Origin of the sequence: Streptosporangium lutulentum, from assembly GCF_030811455.1 — a bacterium.
Classification (GTDB): domain Bacteria; phylum Actinomycetota; class Actinomycetes; order Streptosporangiales; family Streptosporangiaceae; genus Streptosporangium; species Streptosporangium lutulentum.
Genome location: NZ_JAUSQU010000001.1, coordinates 8809374 through 8833043, shown reverse-complemented (window position 1 = coordinate 8833043; position 23670 = coordinate 8809374). Strand labels below are relative to the sequence as shown.

At 70.1% G+C, this 23670-nt stretch carries 21 protein-coding genes and 1 tRNA gene; 9 read left to right on the top strand and 13 right to left on the bottom strand.

Annotated features, from left to right (window positions below; all coding sequences use genetic code 11):
* Nucleotides 1-7: 7 nt before the first annotated feature.
* Nucleotides 8-1237, top strand: a complete 1230-nt coding sequence (cysC, locus tag J2853_RS39890; RefSeq protein ID WP_307566476.1) for an adenylyl-sulfate kinase — start codon at nt 8-10, stop codon at nt 1235-1237.
* A 40-nt stretch (nt 1238-1277) separates the two neighbouring features.
* Nucleotides 1278-2231 carry a sulfite exporter TauE/SafE family protein gene (locus tag J2853_RS39885; protein WP_307566474.1) on the top strand — a complete coding sequence of 318 codons (954 nt, stop codon included), beginning with the start codon at nt 1278-1280 and terminating at the stop codon, nt 2229-2231.
* Here the strand turns inward: J2853_RS39885 and J2853_RS39880 are convergent.
* Nucleotides 2115-3131, bottom strand: coding sequence for a glycoside hydrolase family 26 protein (locus J2853_RS39880; RefSeq protein WP_307566472.1), 1017 nt, complete (start codon nt 3129-3131; stop codon nt 2115-2117). The two genes, J2853_RS39885 and J2853_RS39880, sit on opposite strands and share 117 nt — an antisense overlap.
* A gap of 461 nt (nt 3132-3592) precedes the next feature.
* On the opposite strand from J2853_RS39880, the gene J2853_RS39875 reads away from it, so the two are divergent.
* Genes J2853_RS39875 through J2853_RS39850 form a run of 6 tightly spaced genes read left to right on the top strand, consistent with a single transcriptional unit; the run spans nt 3593 to nt 10037 of the window.
* Nucleotides 3593-4615 (top strand): Wzz/FepE/Etk N-terminal domain-containing protein, encoded by a 1023-nt coding sequence (locus J2853_RS39875; protein ID WP_307566470.1) that lies wholly within the window; start codon nt 3593-3595, stop codon nt 4613-4615.
* The gene (locus tag J2853_RS39870) at nt 4612-6027 is read left to right on the top strand and encodes an O-antigen ligase family protein (protein WP_307566468.1); all 1416 of its coding nucleotides are present in this window, start codon (nt 4612-4614) and stop codon (nt 6025-6027) included. The genes J2853_RS39875 and J2853_RS39870 overlap by 4 nt, the downstream gene beginning before the upstream one ends.
* Nucleotides 6024-6983, top strand: coding sequence for a hypothetical protein (locus tag J2853_RS39865; RefSeq protein WP_307566466.1), 960 nt, complete (start codon nt 6024-6026; stop codon nt 6981-6983). The genes J2853_RS39870 and J2853_RS39865 overlap by 4 nt, the downstream gene beginning before the upstream one ends.
* Complete coding sequence (locus tag J2853_RS39860) at nt 6983-7837, top strand: sulfotransferase (protein WP_307566464.1); 855 nt, start codon at nt 6983-6985, stop codon at nt 7835-7837. The genes J2853_RS39865 and J2853_RS39860 overlap by 1 nt, the downstream gene beginning before the upstream one ends.
* Nucleotides 7825-9132, top strand: a complete 1308-nt coding sequence (locus J2853_RS39855; RefSeq protein ID WP_307566462.1) for an oligosaccharide flippase family protein — start codon at nt 7825-7827, stop codon at nt 9130-9132. Before J2853_RS39860 ends, J2853_RS39855 begins: the two co-directional genes overlap by 13 nt.
* Nucleotides 9117-10037, top strand: coding sequence for a sulfotransferase (locus J2853_RS39850; protein ID WP_307566460.1), 921 nt, complete (start codon nt 9117-9119; stop codon nt 10035-10037). Before J2853_RS39855 ends, J2853_RS39850 begins: the two co-directional genes overlap by 16 nt.
* A gap of 308 nt (nt 10038-10345) precedes the next feature.
* On the opposite strand, the gene J2853_RS39845 is transcribed toward J2853_RS39850, so the two are convergent.
* The 7 genes from J2853_RS39845 to J2853_RS39815 form a co-directional block, all read right to left on the bottom strand.
* Nucleotides 10346-11344: a WecB/TagA/CpsF family glycosyltransferase gene (locus J2853_RS39845; protein ID WP_307566459.1), complete on the bottom strand. Its 999-nt coding sequence runs from the start codon at nt 11342-11344 to the stop codon at nt 10346-10348.
* Between the two features lie 11 nt (nt 11345-11355).
* Complete coding sequence (locus tag J2853_RS39840) at nt 11356-12297, bottom strand: glycosyltransferase family 2 protein (RefSeq protein ID WP_307566457.1); 942 nt, start codon at nt 12295-12297, stop codon at nt 11356-11358.
* Between the two features lie 57 nt (nt 12298-12354).
* The gene (locus J2853_RS39835; RefSeq protein ID WP_307566455.1) at nt 12355-13302 is read right to left on the bottom strand and encodes a sulfotransferase; all 948 of its coding nucleotides are present in this window, start codon (nt 13300-13302) and stop codon (nt 12355-12357) included.
* 755 nt (nt 13303-14057) lie between these two features.
* A complete protein-coding gene (gene cysN, locus J2853_RS39830) occupies nt 14058-15320 on the bottom strand; it encodes a sulfate adenylyltransferase subunit CysN (protein WP_307566453.1) in 1263 nt (420 codons plus the stop codon).
* Entirely contained in the window at nt 15320-16234 is a 915-nt protein-coding gene (gene cysD, locus J2853_RS39825) for a sulfate adenylyltransferase subunit CysD (RefSeq protein ID WP_307566451.1), read from the bottom strand. Before cysD ends, cysN begins: the two co-directional genes overlap by 1 nt.
* A 20-nt stretch (nt 16235-16254) precedes the next feature.
* The gene (locus J2853_RS39820; protein WP_307566450.1) at nt 16255-17022 is read right to left on the bottom strand and encodes a 3'(2'),5'-bisphosphate nucleotidase CysQ; all 768 of its coding nucleotides are present in this window, start codon (nt 17020-17022) and stop codon (nt 16255-16257) included.
* Nucleotides 17022-18488, bottom strand: coding sequence for a sugar transferase (locus tag J2853_RS39815; RefSeq protein ID WP_307566449.1), 1467 nt, complete (start codon nt 18486-18488; stop codon nt 17022-17024). Before J2853_RS39815 ends, J2853_RS39820 begins: the two co-directional genes overlap by 1 nt.
* Nucleotides 18489-18605: 117 nt before the next feature.
* Between J2853_RS39815 and J2853_RS39810 the strand changes: the two genes are divergently transcribed.
* The gene (locus J2853_RS39810; RefSeq protein WP_307566446.1) at nt 18606-19109 is read left to right on the top strand and encodes an exonuclease; all 504 of its coding nucleotides are present in this window, start codon (nt 18606-18608) and stop codon (nt 19107-19109) included.
* Between the two features lie 85 nt (nt 19110-19194).
* On the opposite strand, the gene pth is transcribed toward J2853_RS39810, so the two are convergent.
* The 5 genes from pth to J2853_RS39785 all read right to left on the bottom strand — a co-directional run bounded on the left by pth (nt 19195) and on the right by J2853_RS39785 (nt 23369).
* The gene (pth, locus tag J2853_RS39805; protein WP_307566444.1) at nt 19195-19800 is read right to left on the bottom strand and encodes an aminoacyl-tRNA hydrolase; all 606 of its coding nucleotides are present in this window, start codon (nt 19798-19800) and stop codon (nt 19195-19197) included.
* Between the two features lie 84 nt (nt 19801-19884).
* Complete coding sequence (locus tag J2853_RS39800) at nt 19885-20487, bottom strand: 50S ribosomal protein L25/general stress protein Ctc (RefSeq protein ID WP_307566442.1); 603 nt, start codon at nt 20485-20487, stop codon at nt 19885-19887.
* Between the two features lie 147 nt (nt 20488-20634).
* Nucleotides 20635-21612 carry a ribose-phosphate diphosphokinase gene (locus tag J2853_RS39795; RefSeq protein ID WP_307566441.1) on the bottom strand — a complete coding sequence of 326 codons (978 nt, stop codon included), beginning with the start codon at nt 21610-21612 and terminating at the stop codon, nt 20635-20637.
* Nucleotides 21613-21679: 67 nt separating this feature from the next.
* Complete coding sequence (gene glmU, locus J2853_RS39790; RefSeq protein WP_307566440.1) at nt 21680-23131, bottom strand: bifunctional UDP-N-acetylglucosamine diphosphorylase/glucosamine-1-phosphate N-acetyltransferase GlmU; 1452 nt, start codon at nt 23129-23131, stop codon at nt 21680-21682.
* 163 nt (nt 23132-23294) lie between these two features.
* A tRNA-Gln gene (locus J2853_RS39785) sits at nt 23295-23369 on the bottom strand.
* Nucleotides 23370-23670: the final 301 nt, after the last annotated feature.

Below are 23670 nucleotides of genomic sequence, written 5' to 3'. Positions count from 1 at the left end.
GGAGCAGATGACGGCGCCTTTCGAGTGGACCCCCGACGCCCGCGAGCTCGCCGACCTGGAGCTCTTGCTCTCCGGCGCCTTCCATCCGCTGGAGGGCTTTCTGAGCTCGGCCGACGCGCACTCGGTGGACGAGCACGGCACGCTGACCGACGGCACGCCGTGGCCCGCGCCCGTCACGTTCGCCCTTCCCGACGACCATCCGGCCGCCCCCGGTGACCGGATCACCCTTCGCGACCCGGAGGGCGCCGCACTCGCCGTGCTGACCGTCACCGGACGGCAGGACGGCTTCGTCGCCGGCCCGGTGGAGGCACTCGACACGCCCGAGCACGGGCCGTTCGCGCGGCTCCGCCGCAGCCCGGCCGAGATCCGCAAGGAGCTGGGCGAGCGAGACGTCCTGGCGGTCACCATGCGCGGCCCGCTGGACAACCTGGACGAGGTCACCGCGATCGCGGAGGAGCTGGACGCGGCGATCCTGCTGCTCCCCCTGGCGTTCGGCGAGGCCGGGCCCGCCGTGGTCCGGGCCGCGCTCAAGGCCCGCGACCGCCTGGGCGAGGACACGCTCGTGGCGGTGGTGCCGCTGGCCCCGCGCGAGGAGGCCTCCATCGACCTGGAACTGCGCGAGCACGTGGCCGAGGCCTACGGCGCGACCGAGCACCTGGCCGGGCCCGAGCCCGTCACGCTTCCCGGGCCTCCGCACCGGCGAGGGCTGGTGGTCTTCTTCACCGGGCTGTCCGGCTCCGGCAAGTCCACCGTCGCCCGGGGGCTGCGCGACGCCCTGCTGGAGCGCGGGAGCCGTACGGTGACCTACCTCGACGGCGACGTGGTCCGCCACCTGCTGTCGGCGGGGCTGACCTTCTCCAAGGAAGACCGCGACCTCAACATCCGCCGGATCGGATTCGTCGCCGCCGAGGCCGCCAGGCACGGCGGGCTGGCGATCTGCGCCCCCATCGCCCCCTACGCCGCCACGCGTGACGAGGTCCGCGCGATGGTGGAGGGCGTCGGCGCCGACTTCCTGCTGGTCCACGTGTCCACCCCGCTGCAGGAGTGCGAGCGCCGCGACCGCAAGGGCCTCTACGCCAAGGCCCGCGCCGGGCTGATCCCCGAATTCACCGGGATCTCCGATCCGTACGAGGAGCCCGAGGACGCCGATCTGGAGATCGACACCACCTCCATCAGCGTGGACCAGGCAGTTCATCAGGTGCTGAATCCATTGATCCAGGGCGGCTGGATCCGTTGAGCGGACGCCCTGCCGGACGAACGAGGAGTGCTGAAGACCGATGGGCATCGACATCCCTCTCGCCGTCGGGTCGTTCCTCGTGGCGATCGTCATCGGCCTGACCGGTATGGGCGGCGGCGCGCTCATGACGCCGATGATGATGTTGTTCTTCAACGTGCCGCCCCTGGCGGCCGTCTCCAGCGACCTGGTCGCCTCGGCCATCATGAAACCGGTGGGCGGGGCCGTCCACCTGCGGCGGGGCACGGTCAACCTGCGGCTGGTCGGCTGGCTGTGCGCCGGGTCGGTGCCGGCGGCCTTCTGCGGGGTGCTCGTGGCGAGGGCCTTCGGGGACGGCGCGCAGGTCCAGCAGACGATCAAGTACGCCCTGGGGTGCGCGCTTCTGCTGGCCGTCGCCGGGCTGGTCGCCAAGGCCCTCCTGGCGCGGCGCGAAGGAGCGGTCTCGGAGGACGTGGGGCAGATCGTCGTGCGCCCAATTCCGACCTTACTGGTCGGTATGGTTGGCGGCCTGGTCGTCGGAATCTCGTCCGTGGGCTCGGGATCGCTGATCATCGTGGCGTTGCTCATGCTCTACCCGGCGCTGAAGGCCAACCAACTCGTCGGGACCGACCTGGTGCAGGCCGTCCCGCTGGTCGCCTCGGCCGCCCTCGGCCACCTGCTGTTCGGCGACTTCAAGCTGGACGTCACCACGTCGCTGCTGGTCGGCTCGATTCCCGGCGTCTACCTGGGAGCACGTGTCTCCGCCCGGGCGCCCGGCGGGATCATCCGGGCGCTGCTCGCGGTGGTGCTGCTGGCCTCGGCGCTCAAGCTCCTCGACGTGAGCAACACGGTCATGTTCTGGATCCTGGGCGTCGCGGTGGCCGCCGGAGTCGCCGGCTGGTCACTTCTGCGGAACCGTGGTGGCGCGAAGGTAGGGGTCGGCGGCGAGGTCGCCGAAGGCGCTGAGCCCCCCGGGAGTGGTGTCGAACCGGGTGTCCCCCCGGGGAGCGTGCGGTGAGTCGAAGTAGACCAGCGCCTTGATCTGCGGATAATCCCGGATCTCCTGACGCACCGACGTGAAGAAGGTCTCCTTGAACCGGGGCTGGTCGTAGCGCTCGAACACGCCCCACTCGGCGATCATGACGGGCTTGCCGGGGAAGCGCGCCTGCATCCAGCGATAGAAGCCGGGCCACTCCGCGAACTCCTCGCGGGCCTTGTTGACCAGCCCGTCGAAGGAGTGGACCTTGTCGTCGACGTAGGGGTCCATGGCCACCCAGTCGACCACGTCGTCGCCGGGGTAGAGCCTCTCGAACCAGGGCATGGCCGCCCAGTTGGGCGCGCCCATGTAGGTCATCACCGTGACCGCGTTGGTCACGCCCTTCTCGCGCAGGCGCAGCACCACGTGCCGGAACATCGCCGAGTAGTCGTCGGCGGTCATCCCCGAGCCGGGCCGCTCCCGTACGTCGTTCTCCGGCTCGTGGTGGACGGTCAGGAAGAACCTCTGGGGGAAGTTCTTCACGATGTGACGGGCCAGCCGGTCGATCCGCTCGTCCAGGTCACCCCGGGCGATCTCCGCCCAGGTGCGGTCGAAGGACGGCTTCCAGTTGATCAGCAGAAGCCTGTTGCCGGCCCGGTCGCGGGCGATCGCCCGCTCCTCCGCGGTCGGGAAGAGATCGTGCTCCCGGTGGTAGACGTGGACGATGTCGGCCGGGCGGCCCATACGTCTCTCGGCGCGCTTCAGCGCCGGCCCCGGACTCCTCCCGGTGAAGACCTCCGGCGCGACCCCCCACCAGGCGCCGCACGAGGGGATGAGTTTGGCGGTGACCTCGCAGGCGGACGCCGTCGGGTAGGCGTCCGGCAGGCCGCCGATCTCGGTGGGGGCGCGCGTCGGCGTCCGCCCCGGCAGCCTCGGCTCCACCGGCGTCCCCGCCCCCACGTGAAAGGTCGGCTTCTCCGAGACGGGTGTGCCGGCCGTGGGACCGCCGCACCCGCTCGCCCCCGCCCCGCCCAATAGGAGTGCGCTCAGTCCCAGCGCCAGAACAGCTCGCGATCCGGCAATTCCGCCCCTCCGCGAAATAGACCTTAAATCAGCATTTGTCCGATACAACGGTTCCTCGCAGGGGCTCAACACGCACATTTGCCGGTTCTTCGGGACCACACCTTCCCACCCCCAGGACGTGCGATGTCACAGACTTTGCCGGTCCGTTCCCGGGCCTCATCGAAATAGATATGAAATGTCGTACAAACGATCGTTATTGCGCCGTGATTGGCGGCGCCACCATGAAGAAAATCTTGTGGATCAGGCCAGGGAAATGGAAAGCCAACCTATAGTTCTTAGGATTCCCGACACCGATTCAGCCCGAGAGGGATTCCCTGCGTATGAGCCCGTCGCCGGACGTCCTCGTCCACCGCTCCGGCGGAGACCTGGCGGACTACGCGTCCCTCCTCCGCCGCCGGTGGCTGATCGCCTCGCTCCTGCTCCTGGCCGGGATCGGCGGCGGCGTCGCCTCGCTGCATGTCACACCACCCGCCTACACGGCTTCCGCGCAGGTCCTGGTCACCGCGACGGGCCCGCAGGAGCAGACCAACCAGGTCACCAACCGGCAGCGGGAACCGCTCAACCTCGACACCGAGGCCCAGATCGTCAGGTCCACGACGGTCGCCAAGAAGGCCGCGAAGACGCTCAAGAGCACCCCGGGGCCCGTCGAGGTCTCCGTGCCCCCCAACACCTCGGTCCTGCTGATCTCCTACACCGCCGCCGATCCGGCCGCCGCGGCCGCCGGGGCGAGCGCCTACGCCCGCGCCTACCTGGCCTACCGGAGCGAGTCCGCCGCCTCTGCCCGGACAGCCCAGCTCAAGGTGCTGCTGGCCACGTTGAAGCAGGTCAACGAGAGCCTGGCCGAGGTGATCGCCACGCTGCCGGGGCTGGGGAACGGCACGGCCGAGCGGACCCTCGCCCTGCAGCGGCAGAGCGTCCTGAGCCGCCAGAGCTCCGCCCTCACCCTCAAGTACGACGCGTTCAGGACCGTCGCCATCGTCCCCGGCTCGGTGATCAGCGACGCGGTCGCACCTACCGAGCCCAGCGCTCCCAGCCCTTCCCTCCACCTCGGCGGCGGCCTCATGGCCGGTCTGCTCTCCGGCGTCGGGGCCGCCTGGCTCCGCGACCGCCTCGGCACCGGATCGCGCGGGAGCGCCGGCACCAAGCGCCCGACGGGCCGCGACCTCGCCGGCAGGCAGGATCCGGGCGCGGCGGTTCCCGGGGCCGAGCGGCCGCGGACCGGCCGGAAACGCCGTGACAGCCGGTCCGCGCCCGGCCCCTACACGATGCCTCCGCAGATACCCCCGCAGACACCGCCGCAAGCACCGCCTCAGGCGGTCGCGCGGACGATCCACCGGCCGTGAGGGGCCCGCACCGGGCGGCCTGGCCGATCGCCGCACTCCTGGTGGCGTATCCGCTGTGGTGGGCCCTGGGTTTCGGCGGCCTGGCGGTGATCGCACTGGCCCCGTGGATGGCCCTGATCCTCCTGAGAAGACGGCCGATCAGGGCGCCGCGCGGGTTCGGACTCTGGCTGCTGCTCCTGGCGGGATATCTGATCAGCGCGCTCATGCTCGACGAGATGCCGCCGGACACCTACGGCGAGTTCGGCGCCGGACGGGTGCTCGGCTACCTCATGCGCCTGATCCTCTACGTCTCATTGATGATCATGGTTCTGTACCTGGGCAACCTGACCGAAGCCGAGCTGCCGCAGCTCACCCTGGTGCGCATGCTCGGCACGATGTTCATCGCGACCGTCGCGGGCGGCCTGCTGGGCGTGTTCGCGCCACACGTGGAGTTCACGTCGCCGGTCGAGCGGATCCTGCCCGGGTGGATCGGCGGCAACTCCTTCGTGCAGAACCTGATCCACCCCACCGCGGCCCAGATGCAGAAGGTCCTCGGTCACGCCTCCCCCCGCCCCGAGGCGCCGTTCGAATGGGCCAACGCCTGGGGAAGCAACCTCTCGGTGCTGCTCATCTGGTTCGTGGTCGGCTGGTGGGTGTACGGCGGGCCGCGCAGACGCCTGGCCGTGGTCCCGCTGATCGCGCTGGCCGCCGTCCCCGTCGTCTACTCCCTCAACCGCGGCCTCTGGATCGGCCTGGGCATCGCGTGCGCCTACCTGTTCCTCCGCCTGGGCACGCGGGCCCGTGTCGCGGTCGGCTCCGCCGTCGCCGCCGGAGCGCTGGTGTTCTTCCTCAGCCCTCTTCAGGCGATGGTGGCCCAGCGGCTCGACAACCCGCACAGCAACGACATCCGTGCCTTCACCGTGTCAGCGACCATCGCCGCCGCCCGCACCTCACCGCTCATCGGCTACGGCAACACCCGCAACGCGATGGGCAACCACCGGACGATCACCACCGGCAAGACCGGCTGGTGCCCCACCTGCGGCCACCCGCCGCTGGGCGGCGACGGTCAGCTCTGGCACCTGATGATCACGCAGGGATTCACCGGAGCCGCCCTCTACGTGGCGTTCTTCGCCGGGGCCATCCGCCGCCACTGGCCCGACCGGAGCCCGATCGGCATGGCCGGGGTCCTCGTGATGATCCTCACCCTCCTCTACATGTTCGTCTACGACGGGCTGTTCACGCCGCTCAGCCTGTATCTCATCTCGTTCGCGCTGCTCTGGAGGAATTCGATGACGAGCCGGGAGGAAACGGCTCACGGACCCCGTGACGCGGTATCCGCCGTGCGACAAGGACGGGAGGAGAGCCGGGCCCCGGACCCTCCCGCGTTCCCCCCTCCGCCTGAGCGGCGGATCCACGGCCGGGGAGAAGGATGAACGACGCCCGCGTACGCCTGCGCTATCTCGACCAGACGATCGGCCTGCTGTTCCCCGGTCCCGGCGAGGCCCGGCCGTACACCCTGCTTCCCCATCGCCTGCTTCCCCGCAGACTGGTCCCCCGCGCGTGGTGGCATGTCGGCGGAAAGGTCATGGTCCCCTCGGGGGAGGCCGGCATCGAGACCTACCTGCGCGAGGTGCTCGGCACCCCCGTCCGTGTCGCGCTGCACGTCCGCCCGGCCAGGCGCGTCAACCGCAAGCCGCTCCTGGAGGTCCACGCCCCCGACGGGCCGGTCGCCTTCGTGAAGATCGGGGATACCGACCTGACCCGCGCGCTCATCGCGCACGAGGCGCGGACGCTCGACCTGCTGGCCGGCATGCCGTTGAAGACCGTCGTCCCGCCGGCCGTGCTGCACTACGGGTCCTGGCGTGGCCTGTCCGTGCTCGCGCTGACCCCGCTTCCCGTACGGCGGGGCCCGGTCCCCGGGAGTCTGCTCGCCGACGCGATCGACGAGATCGCCCGGATTCCGGGGCTCCGCTCTCCCTGCCCCCCGCCCCTCGCCTCCCGGCCCCCGGGGCTCCTGCCGCAGGGCCGCCTGTTCGCCTGGCACGGGGACTTCGCGCCCTGGAACATCGCGCGCGGAGCCGACGAGCGACTGCTGGTCTGGGACTGGGAGCGGTTCGGCACCGGGGTGCCGCTCGGCTTCGACGCCGTCCACCACTTCTTCCAGCGGGCCCTGCGCCGTACCGATCCGGCCGCCGCGGCCATGGCCTGCCTGGCGCAGGCCCTGCCGATCCTGGCCCCGTTCGGTGCGTCCGCCGCGGAGGCCCGGCTGACCGCGATCCGCTACCTGATCACGCTCGCGGACCGGCACGCGGCCGATGGCCACGAACCCCTCGGCCCACCCGCCCGCTGGCTCAATCCCGTCGTCGACTATCAGGAGGTCCTGGTGTGATGCCCGCTTTGAAGTGTTCCGTCCACACCATGTCGCGGGCCGCCGGGCGCCTCACCGCCAGGAGCCGGATCCTGCCCTCCTTCCTCATCGTCGGGGCGCAGCGCTGCGGCACCACCTCCCTCTACCGGGCTCTGTCGCAGCACCCCCTGATGCTCAAGCCCGTGCTCCACAAGGGCGTGCACTACTTCGACATGGCCTACGACCAGGGCCTGTCGTGGTACCGGGCGCACTTCCCGCTGCGGCCCCGGGTCTCCCGGCTGTCGTACAGGTACGGCTACCGCCCCCAGGCGTTCGAGTCCTCTCCCTACTACCTGTTCCACCCGCTGGCCGGCGCCCGGATCGCCTGGGACCTGCCCGGCGTGAAACTGATCGTGCTGACCCGCGACCCGGTCGAGCGCGCCTTCTCGGCCCACGCCCACGAGCTGGCCAGGGGCTTCGAGACCGAGACGTCCTTCGCCAGAGCCGTGGAGCTGGAGGAGGAGCGGCTGGCCGGGGCCGCGGACGACCTGTGCGTCTCCCCCTACTCGACGAACCACGCCCACCGCCACCTCGCCTACCTCGCCAGAGGCCGCTACGCCGAACAGCTCGCCCGGCTCGAACCGCTGGTCGGCCGCCAACGGCTGCTCGTCCTGGACAGCGGGCGGTTCTTCGCCGAGCCGGAGGTCGTCTACGACCGGGTGCTGGCGTTCCTCGGACTACCGCACATCGGTGACCCGGTCTTCGAACCGCACAACGCCAGGTCCCGGCCCGCTCCGATGCCCGCCTCGCTCCGCCGCGAGCTGACCGACCACTTCGAGGAGCAGGACTCCCTGCTGACCTCGTGGCTCGGCACGGTGCCGTCGTGGCGGCGCTGATCTCCACGGGGCTGCCCGGCCTGTCCAGGCTGAACGCGACGGCGCGGAGTGGGCTGGCCGGGCTGGCGGGGGCCGGGGTCGGCGCCGCCTCACAGTTCCTGACGGTCGTGCTGGTCACCCGGGAGGCGGGCCAGGAGACGGCGGGCACCTTCTTCGCCGTGACCGCCCTGTGCATGATGGTCGCCGCGATCCTGCGGATGGACGCCGGCAACGGGCTGATCTACTTCATCGCCCGATCGCGGCCGTTCGGCTACCGCTGCACCTCCGGCTACGTACGCGCGGCCCTCGTCCCGGTCGCGGCGCTCTCGCTGGCCGTCGGTGCGGCGGTCTTCGTCAACACCTCCGACCCCGCGCTGCGGGTGCTGTCCGCCGCCCTGCCGGTGATGGTGTGCTCGGACCTCGTGGTGAGCGCGACCCGCGGGTTCGGCACGATGCGGCCGACCGTGCTGCTGGACGGCGTGTTCCAGCCGGTGGCTCAGCTCGTCCTGGTCGGGGCCGCGTCGCTGACGAACCCGGGATCGGTGCCGTTGCTCGCCGCGGCCTGGGCGCTGCCCTCCCTGCCGGTCCTGCTGCTGGCCTCGCTCTGGCTGCACCGGCGGCTGCCGTACGCGCCGTATCTGCCGGGAACCGCCCACGACCTGTGGCGCCACACCTGGCCCCGGTCGCTGGCCGCCGCCATCCAGGCGGTGTTCCAGCGGCTCGACATCGTGATCGTGGCGATGCTCGCCGGGCCGGTCGAGGCCGCCGTCTACACCGCCGCCACCCGGTTCAAGGTCGTGGGCCAGCTCGCCGGCCAGGCTCTGGCCCAGGCCACGCAGCCAAGGCTGGTGCGAGCCCTGTCCGAGGGCGACCTGCCGCGCGCCCGCGAGCTGTACCAGTCCGCCGCCATGTGGCTCGTCCTGCTGACCTGGCCGATCTGGCTGGGCTACGCCGTCCTCGCGCCGTGGTTGCTCGGCGCCGTCTTCGGCGACGGCTACGCCTCCGGGGTCCCGGTGGCGCTCGTACTGGCCGCGACGATGATGCTCGCCACCGCCTGCGGCATGGCCGACGTGGTGCTGACCTCCGCGGGGCGCACCGGCTCCAGCCTGGCCAACCTGGTCGCCGCCATCGCGGTGACCGTGGCACTGGATCTGCTGCTGATCCCCGGTTTCGGCGCGCTCGGCGCCGCCCTCGGCTGGGCCGGGGGCATGGTGGTCAAGAACCTGCTCCCGCTCTGGCGGATCCACCGCCTGTACGGCCTGCGCCCCTTCGGCGTCCACAGCCTGGCCGCGCTGAAACCGTGGCGGGCGTCGTGACCCCCGTGCTGGTGACCGGACTGCCCAGGAGCGGGACGAGCTGGACGGGCAAGATGCTCGCGGCGAGCGGTGAGCTGGTCTACGTCAACGAGCCGCTCAACCCCCAGCACCCGCCGGGCCGTTCCCCCGGGGTTCTCAACGCCGCCGTCACCCACCGTTTCCAGTACATCTGCCCGGACAACGAGGAGTCCTGGCTGCCCGCCTTCGCCTCCACCGTCGCGCTGCGCTACGGGTTCCTGGCCGAGCTGCGCCGCAACCGCTCGCCGTACGACCTCGCGAGGATGGTCAAGTACGGCACCTCGTTCACGCTCGGACGGCTGGGCGGACGCCGGGCGCTGCTGGACGACCCGTTCGCGCTGTTCTCCGCCGGGTGGTTCGCCGAACGGCTGGGCTGCCGAGTGATCATCCTGCTGCGCGATCCCGTGTCGTTCGCCGGCAGCTGGCAGCGGCTCGGCTGGACGGTCCACTTCCAGGAACTGCTCGAACAGCCCCTCCTGGTCCGCGATCAACCGCACCTTTCCGCGCTACGCCCCCTGGTGGGCTCGCAGGACCGCCTCGCCAAGACCGTGGCCCTCTGGCGGGCGGCCAGAACCACCGCCACCGACCTGGCGGCCCGGTGTCCCGGGGTCCTGCTGGCCGACTACGAGCACCTGGCCGCCGACCCGCGGGCGGGCTTCCGCCGTCTGTACGAATGGTCGAGCCTGACATGGTCCGCCCGGGCCGAGGAGCGTGTCCTGCGCGCGTGTACGGCCACCACCGGCCGCACGGGCGGCTTCGCCTGGAGCGGCCTGTCCCGCACGGCATACCGGCCGATGGACTCCCGCCATGCCCTCGCCACGGCCGCCGCCCGGCTGAGCCCGGAGGAGGTCCGCAGGGTCAGGGAACTGGCCTCCGTCCCAGAATGACGGAAGGTCCCGGTCGAAGGACCGCTCCCACCTCGAACGATGAAGGACCCGCCCCGTGGGCCGGCCCCGCGAAGAAGGGCAAGGGCCGGTCCACGGCTTGAGACGAGGGAAGACCCGGTCGAAGGACCGACCGCTCCCGCTTCGGAGGGAGGGCGGCTCTGTCAGGGAACCGGCCTCCGCCCTGGAGCGACGGAGGCCGACGGCCCGGTGCGATTTCAAGGCCTCGCCGCCGACGATCAGCCCACTGAGACGACAAAAGCCGACAGCACGAATGCTTTCGAAAAGAACGGGCCCCGACGGGAGGCCCCTCAGGAAAAGAGTCCCCGAAACAGGGAGACGGTGAGCAGGCGAAGGGCGTACGGCAGGTCGTCCACCAGGTAGCGGCGAGCCAGCCTGCCGGGCTCGCGGAGCAGGCGGAAGACCCATTCCAGGCCGCTGTGCTGGGCCCAGCCCGGGGCCCGCTGGACGGTGCCCGCGGCGAAGGCTATCGCCGAGCCGCAGCCGACGAACCAGGTGCCGGGCAGGTCATCGCGGAGTGCCGCGATGAGCCGGTCCTGCTTGGGGAAGCCGAGCCCGACGAAGACCAGCCGCGGCCCCGTCGCGATCACGTCGTCTCTCACCCTGGCATAGCTCTCGGGGACGTCCTCGAACCCGAACGTCGGGGCATCGACCCCCGCGACGATCAGCCCCGGGTAACGGCCGGTCAGATTGCGCGCCGCCTGGGTGGCCACCCCCGGCGGACCGCCCAGCAGGTAGACGGGGTGACGGTAGAAGGCGGCGGCCTCCGACAGGGACCAGATCAGGTCGGCGCCGGTGATCCTGCCTGGAAGCGGGGTGCCGAGCAGCTTCGCCGCCCACACCAGCGGCATACCGTCCGCCACCGCCAGATCGGCGCCCTCGACGAGCCGGCGTGCCTCCGGATCGCGGGCGACGATCCGGCTGATGTCCACGTTCGGTGTGACGATGTGGCCGCCCTCGCCGCGCTTCAACGCGGCGATGACGTGGTCGACCACCTCGCTCTCGGTCATCGGATCGATCGCGACGCCCGCCACGTGCACGCGCTTGCGCAGTCGCTTGCGAGTGGCCTTGTCCGGTCGCGGTCGCTGACGGGGAACGGCGGGCGCCGCCCCCTGCTTCCCGATCGGTGCCCCGGTCTGTCCAGCGACGGTGGACAGACCGGGTATCTGAGGATGCTGGCCGGCGGCTCTCTCGCCGTGTCCGGACAACATCGCGTCCTGACCGAACGACGCGGAGTCGTCTGTGGACGACACCGCGTCGTATCCGGCGGCGACGGGCCTGTGACCCATGGAGGGCGGCATCAGATACCGTGCCCCCGATGGTGCAGGAGGCCGAGCATGGCCTGGGCCGGAACCAGGCCCGTCGCCACGGCGAGCGCGATGGGCGCGCGAGGTTCGCTGTGACGAGCCGCGAAGGCTCGCCAGGCCCAGCGGCCTGCCTCCCGCCGCTGGCCGAGGGCCGCGTGGTGGAAGGCAAGCTGACCGTAGATCCGCGCCGCGCCGCGCGGATCCACGGCCAGATCAGGGTGCCGGGCCAGCATCCACTGCAGCCCGGCGATTCGATCGGCCCAACGGGTCACGTACGCGGAGCCGCCCCAGCGCACCCGCACCAGGGGGCGGTCCACATGCACGATCGGGTGGCGGGCGGCGGCGCGCAGGGCCAGATCCCAGTCTTCGTTCTGGCCGTTGGGGGCGCTCTCGTCCACCCAGAGCGTGCCGCGCCGGAACAGGAAGGTCGAGGAGTGCACCATCGCCATGCGCGAGCGCACCAGATGTCTGCGGGTGACCAGACCGGTGCCGGCCAGGCGGGGAACACGGCGCGAGCCGTACTGGACCTCGATGGCGCAACTGGAGAACTCCGCGTCCGGCTCCGCCTCCAGTGCGGCGACCTGGGCGCTGACCTTGCCGGGCAGCCACTGGTCGTCGTCGTCGCAGAAGGCCACCAGATCGGTGCCGAGAGCCGCGATGCCCGTGTTGCGCGTGCCGGGCAGGCCGGGGCTGAGCCTGTTGGCCATCACCCACACCCTGCGCGAGGGCGGATCCTCCCACCCCGCCGTCAGTGACCGGTCGTCCAAAAGTGCGGCCAGCTGGTCGGTGACCCGGACCGGGTCACCCCGGTCCACGACGATGACGATCTCGACGGTGCCGGGGTAGTCCTGACCGAGTGCGGAGAGCGCGGCCGAGCGCAGCGTGTCAGGCCGATGCCCTCGGGTGGGAATCACCACGCCCACGGATGGATTCACCGGACACCTCCGGCGTGAACGCCCCGTCCTTCGGGGTTGGAGGGGAACGCGGAACGGTCAGACACGAGTCTCTCCTTGGAGGGCACGGCGATAGCCGTACTTGATCATGAGCGGCCAGGTCAGTGCGGTGACCAGGCGCCGGTGCTGGGACGGTGCGGCGGTGCGCCAGCCGTCGTCCCTGGCCAGCCGGATTCGGCCGACCGTGAAACGCATGGGGTTGCCTGAGGCCGTGTGGGCCGTCGAGAGCCGAGCCCCGTCGTCCGTGAGGAAGTCCAGGCGGGGCGGGAGGCCGATCCTCGCGCTCAGTCGCCTGAGCGTGTCGGCGGGGGCTTCGATCAAGTCCTCGTAGCGGACCCGGGTGACCGGGACGCCGCTGCGGGCCAGGAGCTCGAAGCCGAGATTCTCCGTCATCCAGTGCAGCGAGGTGCGCGCCGGAGACCAGCGGGTCATCGGGTGCCCGTCCTCTGGGCGCTCCACCCGCCTGTGCCAGGAGTGCGCGACCGCCCGGGGATCACGGACCACGTGGACGACCTGGACGTCGACGCCGGCCACCGCGAGGCAGAAGGCCAGAGAGGCGTGCTTGCTGGAGTCGACCACGACCGGACAGTCGGCGATCTCTCCCGCCGCGTTGTACAGGCCGCGATAGGCGGCGACGTATTCGTCCAGCTCGGCGGTGTCGAGCGCCGGCCACCAGCCGGCCCCCGTCTGCTTCTCCGCGAGGAGCCGGGCCAGGACGGGTATGCGCCGGGTGCGGTCCACCCGGGACCTGAGGGCGAGCATCCGCCGGGCCCGCTCCTCGGACCAGCCGCCGAACGCACGCTCACCGACCTTGCACCAGAAGGGGCACGCGGCGAACGACTCGCGACACCCGCACGCCTCGTCCGCCAGGACGCTCCTTGCCCAGAGGTGGACGACCTCACCGAGCGGCGCGATGCCGGGGACCTCCCCGAGGAGGCGCTCCAGCAGAGTGGTCCCACTACGGCCAAGGCCACCCAGGAAAACCACCCGAGCAGGGGACGGACGATCAGACACAGGCACGAATCCTTACCCGGTGGATACGGAACGTGCCGAGATTAGCGCGCAGAGTAATCGCGAGGTCAGTGAACAGACAAAGGATCTACCGAGAAGGTTGTAACGCGCGTCTCCTCGGAGCGATGGGAACGTCTTCCCAGCTCAGATAGACAGAAGCCTCTTCCCGACAGCTTCTTCCCGGCCGGGACTCTCAGGCCCGCCTTCCCGGTGCGGACGCGTCCTCATCCGCGGCGGAGGGGACCGGGGTGCGCACCGCCCGACGGGGCGAGGCGGGAAACGGCGCGGTGGGAGCCACTCATCCGGCCGCGAGCCGGGCTTCCGGCTCCGGGCACGCCCGGCCGAAGGGCGGCGGTCAGGCGAACGAGCCTCTCGGTCTCGTTCGTCAGGGGCCCCTTTGTCCCGGCGACCCGCCCTGGGTGACCCATCCCGGGCGACCCGTCCCGGATGGTCCGTCCTGGATGGCCCGTCCTGGATGGTCCGTCCCGGGTGACCCATCCCGGATGGTCCGTCCCGGGTGACCCATCATGGATGACCCGTCCCGGGTGACCCATCATGGATGACCCGTCCCGGGTGACCCATCATGGATGACCCGTCCGGTGCGTGCTCGCCCCGGACGGGTCGCTACCGGAGCCCGGCCCGGGTGCGGTGTCGCACCGGCGAACCGGGCCCGGGCCGTTTCGCGCCTGCCGTCGCCCACCCGCCCGCCGCGGATTCCGGCGTCGCGGCTCCTACCTGGCCTCGACGATCATCCCCGCGCCGACGGTGTTGTTGGTGGCGTCGTCCACGAGGATGAAGCCGCCCGTGAGGCGGTTTCTCGCGTAGTCGTCCACGAACAGCGGCTGGGTGACACGGAGCGAGACGCGCCCGATCTCGTTCAGGCCGAGCGACTGGGCCGACTCGTCCCTGTGCAGGGTGTTGACGTCCAGCCGGTAGTGCAGGTCCCGGACCACCGCGCGGGCCGTACGGGTGGTGTGCTTGATGGTCAGCTTGGTGCGCGGGCCCAGCTTGGCCACGTCGGCCATCCAGCACACCATCGCCTCAAGCTCCTGAGCGACGTGCGGCTGGTTGTTCGGACGGCAGATCATGTCGCCGCGCGAGATGTCGATGTCGTCCTCAAGCCTGAGGGTCACCGACATCGGCGCGAACGCCTCGTCCAGCGGCCCGTCGAAGGTGTCGATCGAGGCGATGCGCGTGGTCAGGCCCGAGGGCAGGTGCACGACCTCGTCGCCCGGCTTCAGCACGCCACCGGCGACCTGGCCCGCGTAACCGCGGTAGTCGTGCAGGGCCGGATCGGTGGCCCGCTGCGGGCGGATGACGTACTGGACGGGGAAGCGCACGTCGACCAGGTTGCGGTCGGAGGCGATGTGCACGTGCTCCAGGTGGTGCAGCAGGGAGGAGCCGTTGTACCAGGGCATGTTCTCCGAGCGGGACACCACGTTGTCGCCGTGCAGCGCCGAGATCGGGATGAACGTCAGGTCGGGCGCGTTCAGCTTGGAGGCGAAGGAGGAGAACTCCTCACGGATCTCCTCGAACCGCTCCTGGGAGTAGTCGACCAGGTCCATCTTGTTGACGGCCAGGACCAGGTGCGGCACCCGCAGCAGCGTGGTCAGGAACGCGTGCCGCCGCGACTGCTCCAGCACGCCCTTGCGCGCGTCGATCAGGACGATCGCCAGGTCGGCGGTGGAGGCCCCGGTGACCATGTTCCGGGTGTACTGGATGTGCCCGGGAGTGTCGGCGATGATGAACTTGCGCTTGGGCGTCGCGAAGTAGCGGTAGGCCACGTCGATCGTGATGCCCTGCTCACGCTCGGCCCGCAGCCCGTCGGTGAGCAGCGACAGGTCGGTGTACTCGGTACCGCGGTCGCGAGAGGTGCGCTCGACCGCCTCAAGCTGGTCCTCGAAGATCGCCTTGGAGTCGAAGAGCAGCCGGCCGATCAGGGTCGACTTTCCGTCGTCGACGCTTCCCGCCGTGGCAAAGCGAAGGATGTCCATCAGAAGTAACCTTCCCTTTTACGGTCTTCCATGGAGGCCTCGGAGGCGCGGTCGTCGGCGCGGGTGGCGCCGCGCTCGGTGATGCGGGTGGCGGCGATCTCTTCGATGATCTCCTCGACCGTCGCCGCGGCCGACTGCACCGCACCGGTGCAGGTCACATCGCCGACCGTGCGGTAACGGACCACCATCTCGAAGAGCTGCTCGTCCTCGTCGCGGATGATGAACTCGCTGTCGGCCAGCAGCATGCCGTCGCGCTCGAACACCTTGCGGGTGTGCGCGTAGTAGATCGAGGGGATCTCGATGCCCTCGCGCCGGATGTAGTCCCAGATGTCGAGCTCGGTCCAGTTGGACAGCGGGAACACCCGGATGTGCTCACCCTTGCGGATCTTGGCGTTGTAGAGGTTCCACAGCTCGGGGCGCTGGCTCTTCGGGTCCCACTGGCCGAACTCGTCGCGGAAGGAGAACACCCGCTCCTTGGCGCGGGCCTTCTCCTCGTCACGGCGGGCGCCGCCGAACACCGCGTCGTACTCGTTGTCCTCGATCGCGTCCAGCAACGTGGTGGTCTGCAGCCGGTTGCGTGACGCCCTGCGCCCGGTCTCCTCGGCCACCCGTCCGGCGTCGATGGAGTCCTGGACACTGGCCACGACCAGCCGCGCGCCGAGCTCCTCCGACCGGCGGTCGCGGAACTCGATGACCTCCGGGAAGTTGTGCCCGGTGTCCACGTGCATCAGCGGAAAGGGGATCGGTGCGGGCCAGAACGCCTTCTCCGCGATGCGGAGCATGACAATGGAATCTTTACCACCGGAGAAGAGAAGACAGGGACGCTCGAATTCGGCCGCCACCTCACGCATGATGTGGATCGCCTCTGCCTCGAGGACGTCGAGCTGCGACGTTGTGTAGTCGCTCTGGAGCATCAGACTCTCCTAGCGGGGATTTATCGGTGTAGATCCCGGATTCCAGCGAGCAACGTTGGCGCCAGTCCCGGTAGGGATACAAGAATATCCGGCAACGAGGGGTCGCCTTGGTTGTAGACCAGGGGCGAGCCGTCGATGCGGCTAGCGTGGGCTCCGCAGGCGAGGGCCACGGCCACGGGCGCGGCGGAGTCCCATTCGTACTGACCGCCGGCGTGCACGTAGGCCTCGACCTCCCCGGTGAGCACCGCGGAGATCTTCGCGCCCGCCGATCCGATGGGCACCAGATCGGCGCCGACGAGGTCGGCCAGTTTCTGGACGAACTCCGGCGGACGGGTGCGGCTGACCGCGATCCGCGGCCTGGCCTCCGGCCCGAGCTCGGGCAGCACGGGCGGTTCGAGGGTGGACAGCGTCCGGCCCTGCGCGGGCAGCGCCACCGCTCCGGCCGTCAGCGTGCCGCGCTCCCAGAGCGCCACGTGGACCGCCCAGTCCTTGCGCCCCTCCTCGGAGAACTCACGGGTGCCGTCCAGGGGGTCGACGATCCACACCCGCTCGGCCCTGAGGCGGCGAGGGTCGAGACGCTCCTCACTGGTCGCCTCCTCGGACAGCACGCTGTCATCGGGCCGCGACCGCGCCAGAGCCTCCATCAGGAACAGGTGCGCCGCCCTGTCACCCTCCTTGCGGAGCGCGGAGGGATCGCCGAAGCCCTCCCGCTCACGCAGGGCCAGCAGTTTCTCGCCGGCCGCCGTCGCCAGCTCCCCGGCGAGGGCGTGATCGTCGCCAATCGTCATCAGTATGCTCCAGCCCCTCGCGCGACAGCCGACCAAGTCTTCCACAGAATCTGCAGGTCCAGCGTGAGGGACCAACTCTCCACGTAACGCAGGTCCAGCCGCACCGATTCCTCCCACGACAGATCGGACCGTCCGTTCACCTGCCACAGACCGGTCATCCCCGGCTTGACCAGCAGCCTGCGCCTGACGTCGTCCCCGTACCGGGCCACCTCCTCGGGCAGCGGCGGCCGGGGGCCCACCAGCGACATGTGACCGAGCACGACGTTGATCAGCTGGGGCAGCTCGTCCAGGGAGTGACGGCGCAACCAGGCGCCCAGCGGGGTCACGCGGGGGTCGTTCCGGATCTTGAAGAGCACGCCCCGCTCGTCGCTGGACAGGTCGATCTTCAGGCGCTCGGCGTCGGCACCCATCGTCCGGAACTTGTAGATGGTGAACTCGGCGCCGTCCCGTCCCACTCGTGTCTGCCGGAAGAAGGCCGGCCCCGGGCTCGACGACCGGATGGCCGCCGTCATGCCGACGAAGAGCGGCAGCAGCGCCAGCAGCAGCAGTCCCGCCCCGATCCGGTCGAAGAGGTTCTTGACCAGCCGGCGCAGCCCCGAGATCTCGGGGTGGTCCACGTGCAGCAACGGCAGGCCGGCGGCCGGGCGGATGCTGATGCGCGGCCCGGCCACCTCCATCAGCGCCGGGGCCACGATCAGGTCGGTGCCGGTCTTCTCCAGGCGCCAGGCCAATCGCCGCAGGGCCACCCCGTCCATGTCGGGGCAGGCGAGCACGGCCACGGTGTCCGCCGCGATCTGCCCGACCACGAGTGGGACGTCGGAGAAGTCTCCCAGGACCGGGACGCCCTCCACGTCGCCCATGCCGTCGTGCGGCAGGCAGGCGCCGACGACCTCCATGCCGTGATAGCGCTCCAGGCGGAACCGGCGCACCAGCTCGGCGACCGCCGCCCGGTGGCCCACCGCCACGACCCGCCGCATGCACCTGCCGTTCGCTCGCATCCGGTGCAGGGAGCGGCGCAGGCCGTATCGCGTGAGGAGGGTCAGCAGCGTCGCCAGCGGGATCGCCATGACCACGTAGCCGCGGGCCACCTCGGTCTTGGTCAGGTAAGCGCCGACGGCGAGGGCCGCGGTGAGCATGAACCCGCACTGGAAGACCCGCTGGAACTCCTCGGAGCCCAGGCCGATGAGGCGGGGCTCGTAGGCGCGGTTCAGCGCGACCACACAGACCCAGACGACGGGAAGTGCCGCGCTCAGCACGACGTACGGGACGACGTAGGGAGTAACCTCACCGAAGCGAACGAACAGCGCGACGGCTCCGGCCAGAGAGGCGGAGCCGAGATCGCCGACGACAGCCCTCCGCCGGTGTCTTCGCACCCACCCCGGCATATGCCGCAGAGGTGCCGCCCTCGATCTCGGTGCGGCCTGAACGACGGTCACGTCACGCACGCGCTCCCCCTGCGTAACCATTGACGAACGGACAGTCACCGCATGGTAGCGGCGGCAGGAGAGGCCCGAGGGTTGAAAACCGAAACGTATATCTCTGTGGACATTGAAGCCGATGGCCCGATTCCCGGGCCGTATTCAATGGTCAGCTTCGGGATGGCCGTGGCCGGGCGGATGACCGGAAAGGTCTTCGAACCGGTGGACGCCGAGACCCACACCCTTTATGTCGAGCTGAGGCCGATCAGCGACGACCACGTGCCCGAGGCGCTCGCCGTCAGCGGGCTGGACCGGCAGGCGCTGATCCGGGAGGGCCGGGACCCGGCCGAGGCCATGCGGGCCGCCGCCGCGTGGATCGGCGAGGTGTGCGGGAACAGCACGCCGGTGATGGCCGCCTATCCGCTCTCCTACGACTGGATGTGGATCTACTGGTACTTCATGCGCTTCGCCGGCGCCTCGCCGTTCGGGCACTCGCGCTGCCTCGACATCAAGACGCTCTACGCCGCCAAGGCGGGGGTGCCCATCGGCTGGGCCACCAAGCGGCAGATGCCCGGGCATCTGCACTCCACGCGGCCGCACACCCACAACGCGCTTGACGACGCGATCGAGCAGGCGGAGCTGCTGCAGAACCTGATGGCCTTCGGCTGAGCCCGCGGGCCCGCGGCGAACCGGGCACGGCGGAAACCGCCCGGCCGCGCGCCGCCGCACCCGTACCGCCCCGGGCGCCGGGAGGCTACCTCGGCGGTCCCGAGACGTTCAGGTCGCCCGCGTGGAAGGCGTTCTGGGTCGGCTCAAGGCCCACCTTGATCAGGGACTCCACCACGTCGGCGGCGCGGTCGACCAGGAACGGCAGATCTTTGCGCTCGACGGTGGCGAAGTCCCTCAGCACGTAGGCCGCGGTGTCCATCCGGCCGGGCGGGCGGCCGATGCCGAACCGCACCCGCAGATAGTCCTTGGTCGCCAGGGACTTGGTGATCGACCTCAGCCCGTTGTGGCCGTTGTCGCCACCGCCCAGCTTGGCCCTGAGCGCGCCGTACGGGATGTCCAGCTCGTCGTGGACCGCGATCACGTGGGCCGGGTCGATCTTGTAGAAGTCGGTCAGGGCCTTGACCGGCCCGCCCGAGAGGTTCATGAAGGACATCGGCTTGGCCAGCACCGCGGAGACGCCCGCCAGGCGGCCCTCCAGGACCTCGGCCCGCGACCTGTGCGTCTTGAACCGCCCACCGGCCCGTGCGGCGAGTTCGTCCAGCACCATGAACCCCGCGTTGTGCCGGTTCGCGGCGTATTCCGGCCCGGGGTTTCCCAGTCCCACGACCAACCAGCGGTCCACCGTCGGCATCCCTTCATAAGCGCGTCAGGGCAGTCCGGTCTCGGACTGCCCTGACAGGTCTAGCAGAGAAAACCCGCTTTGTAGCGGAGAGGACTACTCGGCGGACTCGTTGGCCGGCTCCGCGGCCTCGGCCGACTCGGCGGCCTCGGGCTCGGGCTCGCCGACCGGGGCGCCGGTGACGTGCAGGACCAGGGTCTCCGGGTCGGCGACCAGGGTGGTGCCCTCGGGCAGCTTCAGGTCGCCGGCGGTGACCTGGGTGCCGACCTCCATGCCCTCGACGTCGACCTCGACGCCGGTCGGAATGTGGGTGGCCTCGGACTCGACCGAGATGGAGACCAGCTGCTGGTCGAGGATGCCGTCGGCCACCTCGCCCACGACGGTGACGGGGATGTCGATGGTGACCTTCTCGCCGCTCTTGACGAGCAGAAGGTCGACGTGCTCCAGGAAGCCCTTGATCGGGTCACGCTGGACGCCCTTGGGCAGCGCCAGCTCGCTGGAGGCGCCCTGGAGGCGGATCAGCACGTTCGGCGTGCGCAGCGCGAGCAGGAGCTCGTGGCCGGGGAGGGTCAGGTGCTGCGGGTCGGTGCCGTGCCCGTACAGGACGACGGGCACCTTGTCCTGGCGGCGGACCTTGCGTGCGGCACCCTTGCCGAACTCCGAGCGCGACTCGGCGGCGATGACGACCTCGTTAGACATGGCAGATCTCCTAGGGATCTTTGAAAGTTGAAAGGTGCGCTCCCCCTCACCCGCCCTAGCGGAAGGCGTTACGAGCGCACGCAATCTCACTACCCTACAGGGCCCGGCGCCGGGCTTCGCCCGGACGGCTCGGACGCTCCCCTCGGGTCAGCTGTCGCCCTCGAACAGGCTCGTCACCGAACCGTCGCTGAACACCTCGGTGATCGCGCGGGCGATCAGCGGGGCGATCGACAGCACGGTGAGCTTGTCGAACCTCTTGTCCTCGGGGATCGGCAGCGTGTTGGTGACGATCACTTCGGAGACCTTGGAGTTCTTCAGCCGGTCCACCGCGGGGTCGGAGAACACCGCGTGCGTCGCGGCCACGACCACGTTGGTGGCGCCCTGCTCGTACAGCGCGTCGGCCGCCTTGCAGATCGTGCCCGCGGTGTCGATCATGTCGTCGATCAGCACACAGGTGCGGCCCCGCACCTTGCCGACGACCTCGTTCACCTTCACCTGGTTGGCCACTTCGAGATCGCGGCGCTTGTGGATGAAGGCCAGCGGGGTGCCCAGCGTGTCGGCCCAGCGCTCCGACAGCCGTACTCGGCCGGTGTCGGGGGAGACGACGGTGGTCGTCTCCAGGTCGAGCTTGTCCTTGAGGTAGTTGACCAGGACCGGCATGGCGAACAGGTGGTCCACCGGGCCGTCGAAGAAGCCCTGGATCTGGGAGGTGTGCAGGTCGATCGACATCAGCCGGTCGGCGCCGGCGGTCTTGAGCAGGTCGGCCATCAACCGGGCGGTGATGGGCTCGCGGCCCCGGCTCTTCTTGTCCTGGCGGGCGTAGCCGTAGAACGGCATGATCACGGTGATCCGCTTGGCGGAGGCGCGCTTGAGCGCGTCCACCATGATCAGCTGCTCCATGATCCACTGGTTGATGGGCCCGGTGTGGCTCTGGATGACGAACGCGTCGCAGCCCCGGACCGACTCCGGGTAGCGGGCGTAGATCTCGCCGTTGGCGAAGTCGCGCAGTGTGGTGGGGGTGGTGTCGACCCCGAGGTGGTCGGCCACCTCCTCGGCCAGTTCCGGGTACGCCCGCCCGGAGAAGAACATCAGTTTCTTCTCACCCGGCTGCTTGATGCCGCTCATGCCGTCCTCCTAGCCTGACGGCTCGTCGTCGCCCTCGCGATGCCGCTGTGTCCGCTGGCCCGCTCGCTCACGTCTTGCTCCCCTGCTCATTCCCGGCCTCGGCCGCCCGCTGCGCGGCCTGTGCCGATTTGGTGCCCGCGCGCTTGCGCGCGACCCACCCTTCAATGTTGCGCTGCCGCCCTCGGGCGACCCCGATCGCCCCCGGAGGGACGTCGCTGTCGATGACCGAGCCCGCGGCGGTGTAGGCACCGTCACCGACGTTCACCGGCGCGACGAGCATGGTGTCGCATCCGACGAAGGCATGATCACCCACCGTCGAGCGGTGCTTGTTCACCCCGTCATAGTTCACGAAGATCGTCGAGGCTCCGATGTTGGCCCCCACGCCGATCGTGGCATCGCCCACGTAGGTCAGGTGGGGCACCTTGGCCCCCTCGCCCACCTGGGCGTTCTTCATCTCGACGTAGGTGCCGGCCTTGGCCTTGCGCGCGAGCACGGTGCCCGGCCTCAGGTAGGCGTACGGCCCGACCAGGGCCTCGGGGCCGATCTCGGCCTCGACGCAGACGGCGTTGCGGACCAGCGCCCCCTCGCCGACGACCGTGTCGGTCAGCGTGGTGGCCGGGCCGACCTCCGCGCCTTCCCCGACGGTCGTGCGGCCGTGCAACTGGGTATTGGGGTGGATCACCACGTCCGGCTCCAGCGTCACGTCCACGTCCACCCACGTGCTCTCGGGGTCGATCACCGTGACCCCTGCCCGCATGTGGGCCTCCAGCAGCCGGGAGTTGAGCACCTTCCGGGCGAAGGCGAGCTGCACGCGGTCGTTGACGCCCTCCACCTCGACGTAGTCGGCCGCGACGTGCGCGCCGACCCGGTGGCCGTCCTGCCTCAGGATCGACAGGACGTCGGTGAGGTACTCCTCCCCCTGGGCGTTGGAGGTGGACACCCGCTTGACCGCGTCGGCCAGGAGCAGTCCGTCGAAGGCGTAGACGCCGGAGTTCATCTCCTTGATCGCCCGCTGTTCCGGGCCCGCGTCCTTCTCCTCGACGATCTCCAGCACCGCTCCGGTGGCGTCGCGGACGATCCGGCCGTAGCCGTGGGGGTCGGGGACCTCGGCGGTCAGCACGGTGACGGCGTTGCCGTCCTCACCGTGCCGTTCCAGGAGCGCGGCGAGGGTCTCGGCGCGCAGGAGCGGCGTGTCACCGTAGGTCACCAGGACCGTGCCGCCGATGGTGCCGACCGATTCCAGGACGACCCGAACGGCGTGACCGGTCCCCTTCTGCTCGAATTGGACGACGGTCTGCGCGTCGGGACTGGTCTGCGCCAGATGCGCCTGAACCCGATCTCGCGCGTGACCGACGACGACGATAAGTCGCTCGGGCTCCAGGCCCCGAGCGGCGGTGAGCATGTGGTCGACCAGGGTACGGCCGGACACCTCATGCAGGATCTTCGGTGTTTTCGACTTCATCCGGGTACCCTCACCTGCGGCGAGGACGATGACGGCGGCCGGGCGCGGCACACTCACGGACGAGGCTCCCTCGGCGTCGCGGCTGAGACATGACGAAGCACGACGACATACGGCTACCGCCAGGGCACCGCGCTGTCACCTGCTCGACAACGTGAGGATACCTTCCCCTTCGGAAACCCACCCAGCCGACTAGCCGCACCAACTAATCGGACAGCAAGGATGGCTCCGGCACCAGGACTCGAACCTGGACAACAAGGACCAAAACCTTGCGGGCTGCCAATTACCCAATGCCGGATCGGCCGTGCGACCCAGACTACGTCCGCGCGCCCGGCACCCCCCTACGATACCGAGCCCTTGACGTCGAACGCGCCTCCTTTTGAGTCCTCCTCGACCACGAGGCCGGACGACCCTCGGGGAAGCCCGGCGCGAGCCGCCCGGGACCAACCGTTTAGCAGGTCAGGCTGGTGGTAGACAAGACATGAACCCGCTGTGGACGAGTCCTCGATAGTCATTTTCCCCATATTAAACGGCCAGGGGCTCCTAACTTACGATTCCGTAGGTTACGTTGGCGTAGCCAGACAAAAGTCCATCCCCCC

Coding starts and splice junctions, on each gene's coding strand:
- cysC (WP_307566476.1), top strand. CDS start 8: ATGACGGCGCCTTTCGAGTGGACCCCCGACGCCCGCGAGCTCGCCGAC.
- J2853_RS39800 (WP_307566442.1), bottom strand. CDS start 20,487: ATGTCTAACGAGGTCGTCATCGCCGCCGAGTCGCGCTCGGAGTTCGGC.
- J2853_RS39865 (WP_307566466.1), top strand. CDS start 6,024: ATGAACGACGCCCGCGTACGCCTGCGCTATCTCGACCAGACGATCGGC.
- pth (WP_307566444.1), bottom strand. CDS start 19,800: ATGCCGACGGTGGACCGCTGGTTGGTCGTGGGACTGGGAAACCCCGGG.
- J2853_RS39885 (WP_307566474.1), top strand. CDS start 1,278: ATGGGCATCGACATCCCTCTCGCCGTCGGGTCGTTCCTCGTGGCGATC.
- cysN (WP_307566453.1), bottom strand. CDS start 15,320: ATGGACATCCTTCGCTTTGCCACGGCGGGAAGCGTCGACGACGGAAAG.
- J2853_RS39815 (WP_307566449.1), bottom strand. CDS start 18,488: ATGGTTACGCAGGGGGAGCGCGTGCGTGACGTGACCGTCGTTCAGGCC.
- J2853_RS39820 (WP_307566450.1), bottom strand. CDS start 17,022: ATGACGATTGGCGACGATCACGCCCTCGCCGGGGAGCTGGCGACGGCG.
- J2853_RS39875 (WP_307566470.1), top strand. CDS start 3,593: ATGAGCCCGTCGCCGGACGTCCTCGTCCACCGCTCCGGCGGAGACCTG.
- J2853_RS39810 (WP_307566446.1), top strand. CDS start 18,606: ATGGTCAGCTTCGGGATGGCCGTGGCCGGGCGGATGACCGGAAAGGTC.
- J2853_RS39795 (WP_307566441.1), bottom strand. CDS start 21,612: ATGAGCGGCATCAAGCAGCCGGGTGAGAAGAAACTGATGTTCTTCTCC.
- cysD (WP_307566451.1), bottom strand. CDS start 16,234: ATGCTCCAGAGCGACTACACAACGTCGCAGCTCGACGTCCTCGAGGCA.
- J2853_RS39845 (WP_307566459.1), bottom strand. CDS start 11,344: ATGGGTCACAGGCCCGTCGCCGCCGGATACGACGCGGTGTCGTCCACA.
- J2853_RS39860 (WP_307566464.1), top strand. CDS start 6,983: ATGCCCGCTTTGAAGTGTTCCGTCCACACCATGTCGCGGGCCGCCGGG.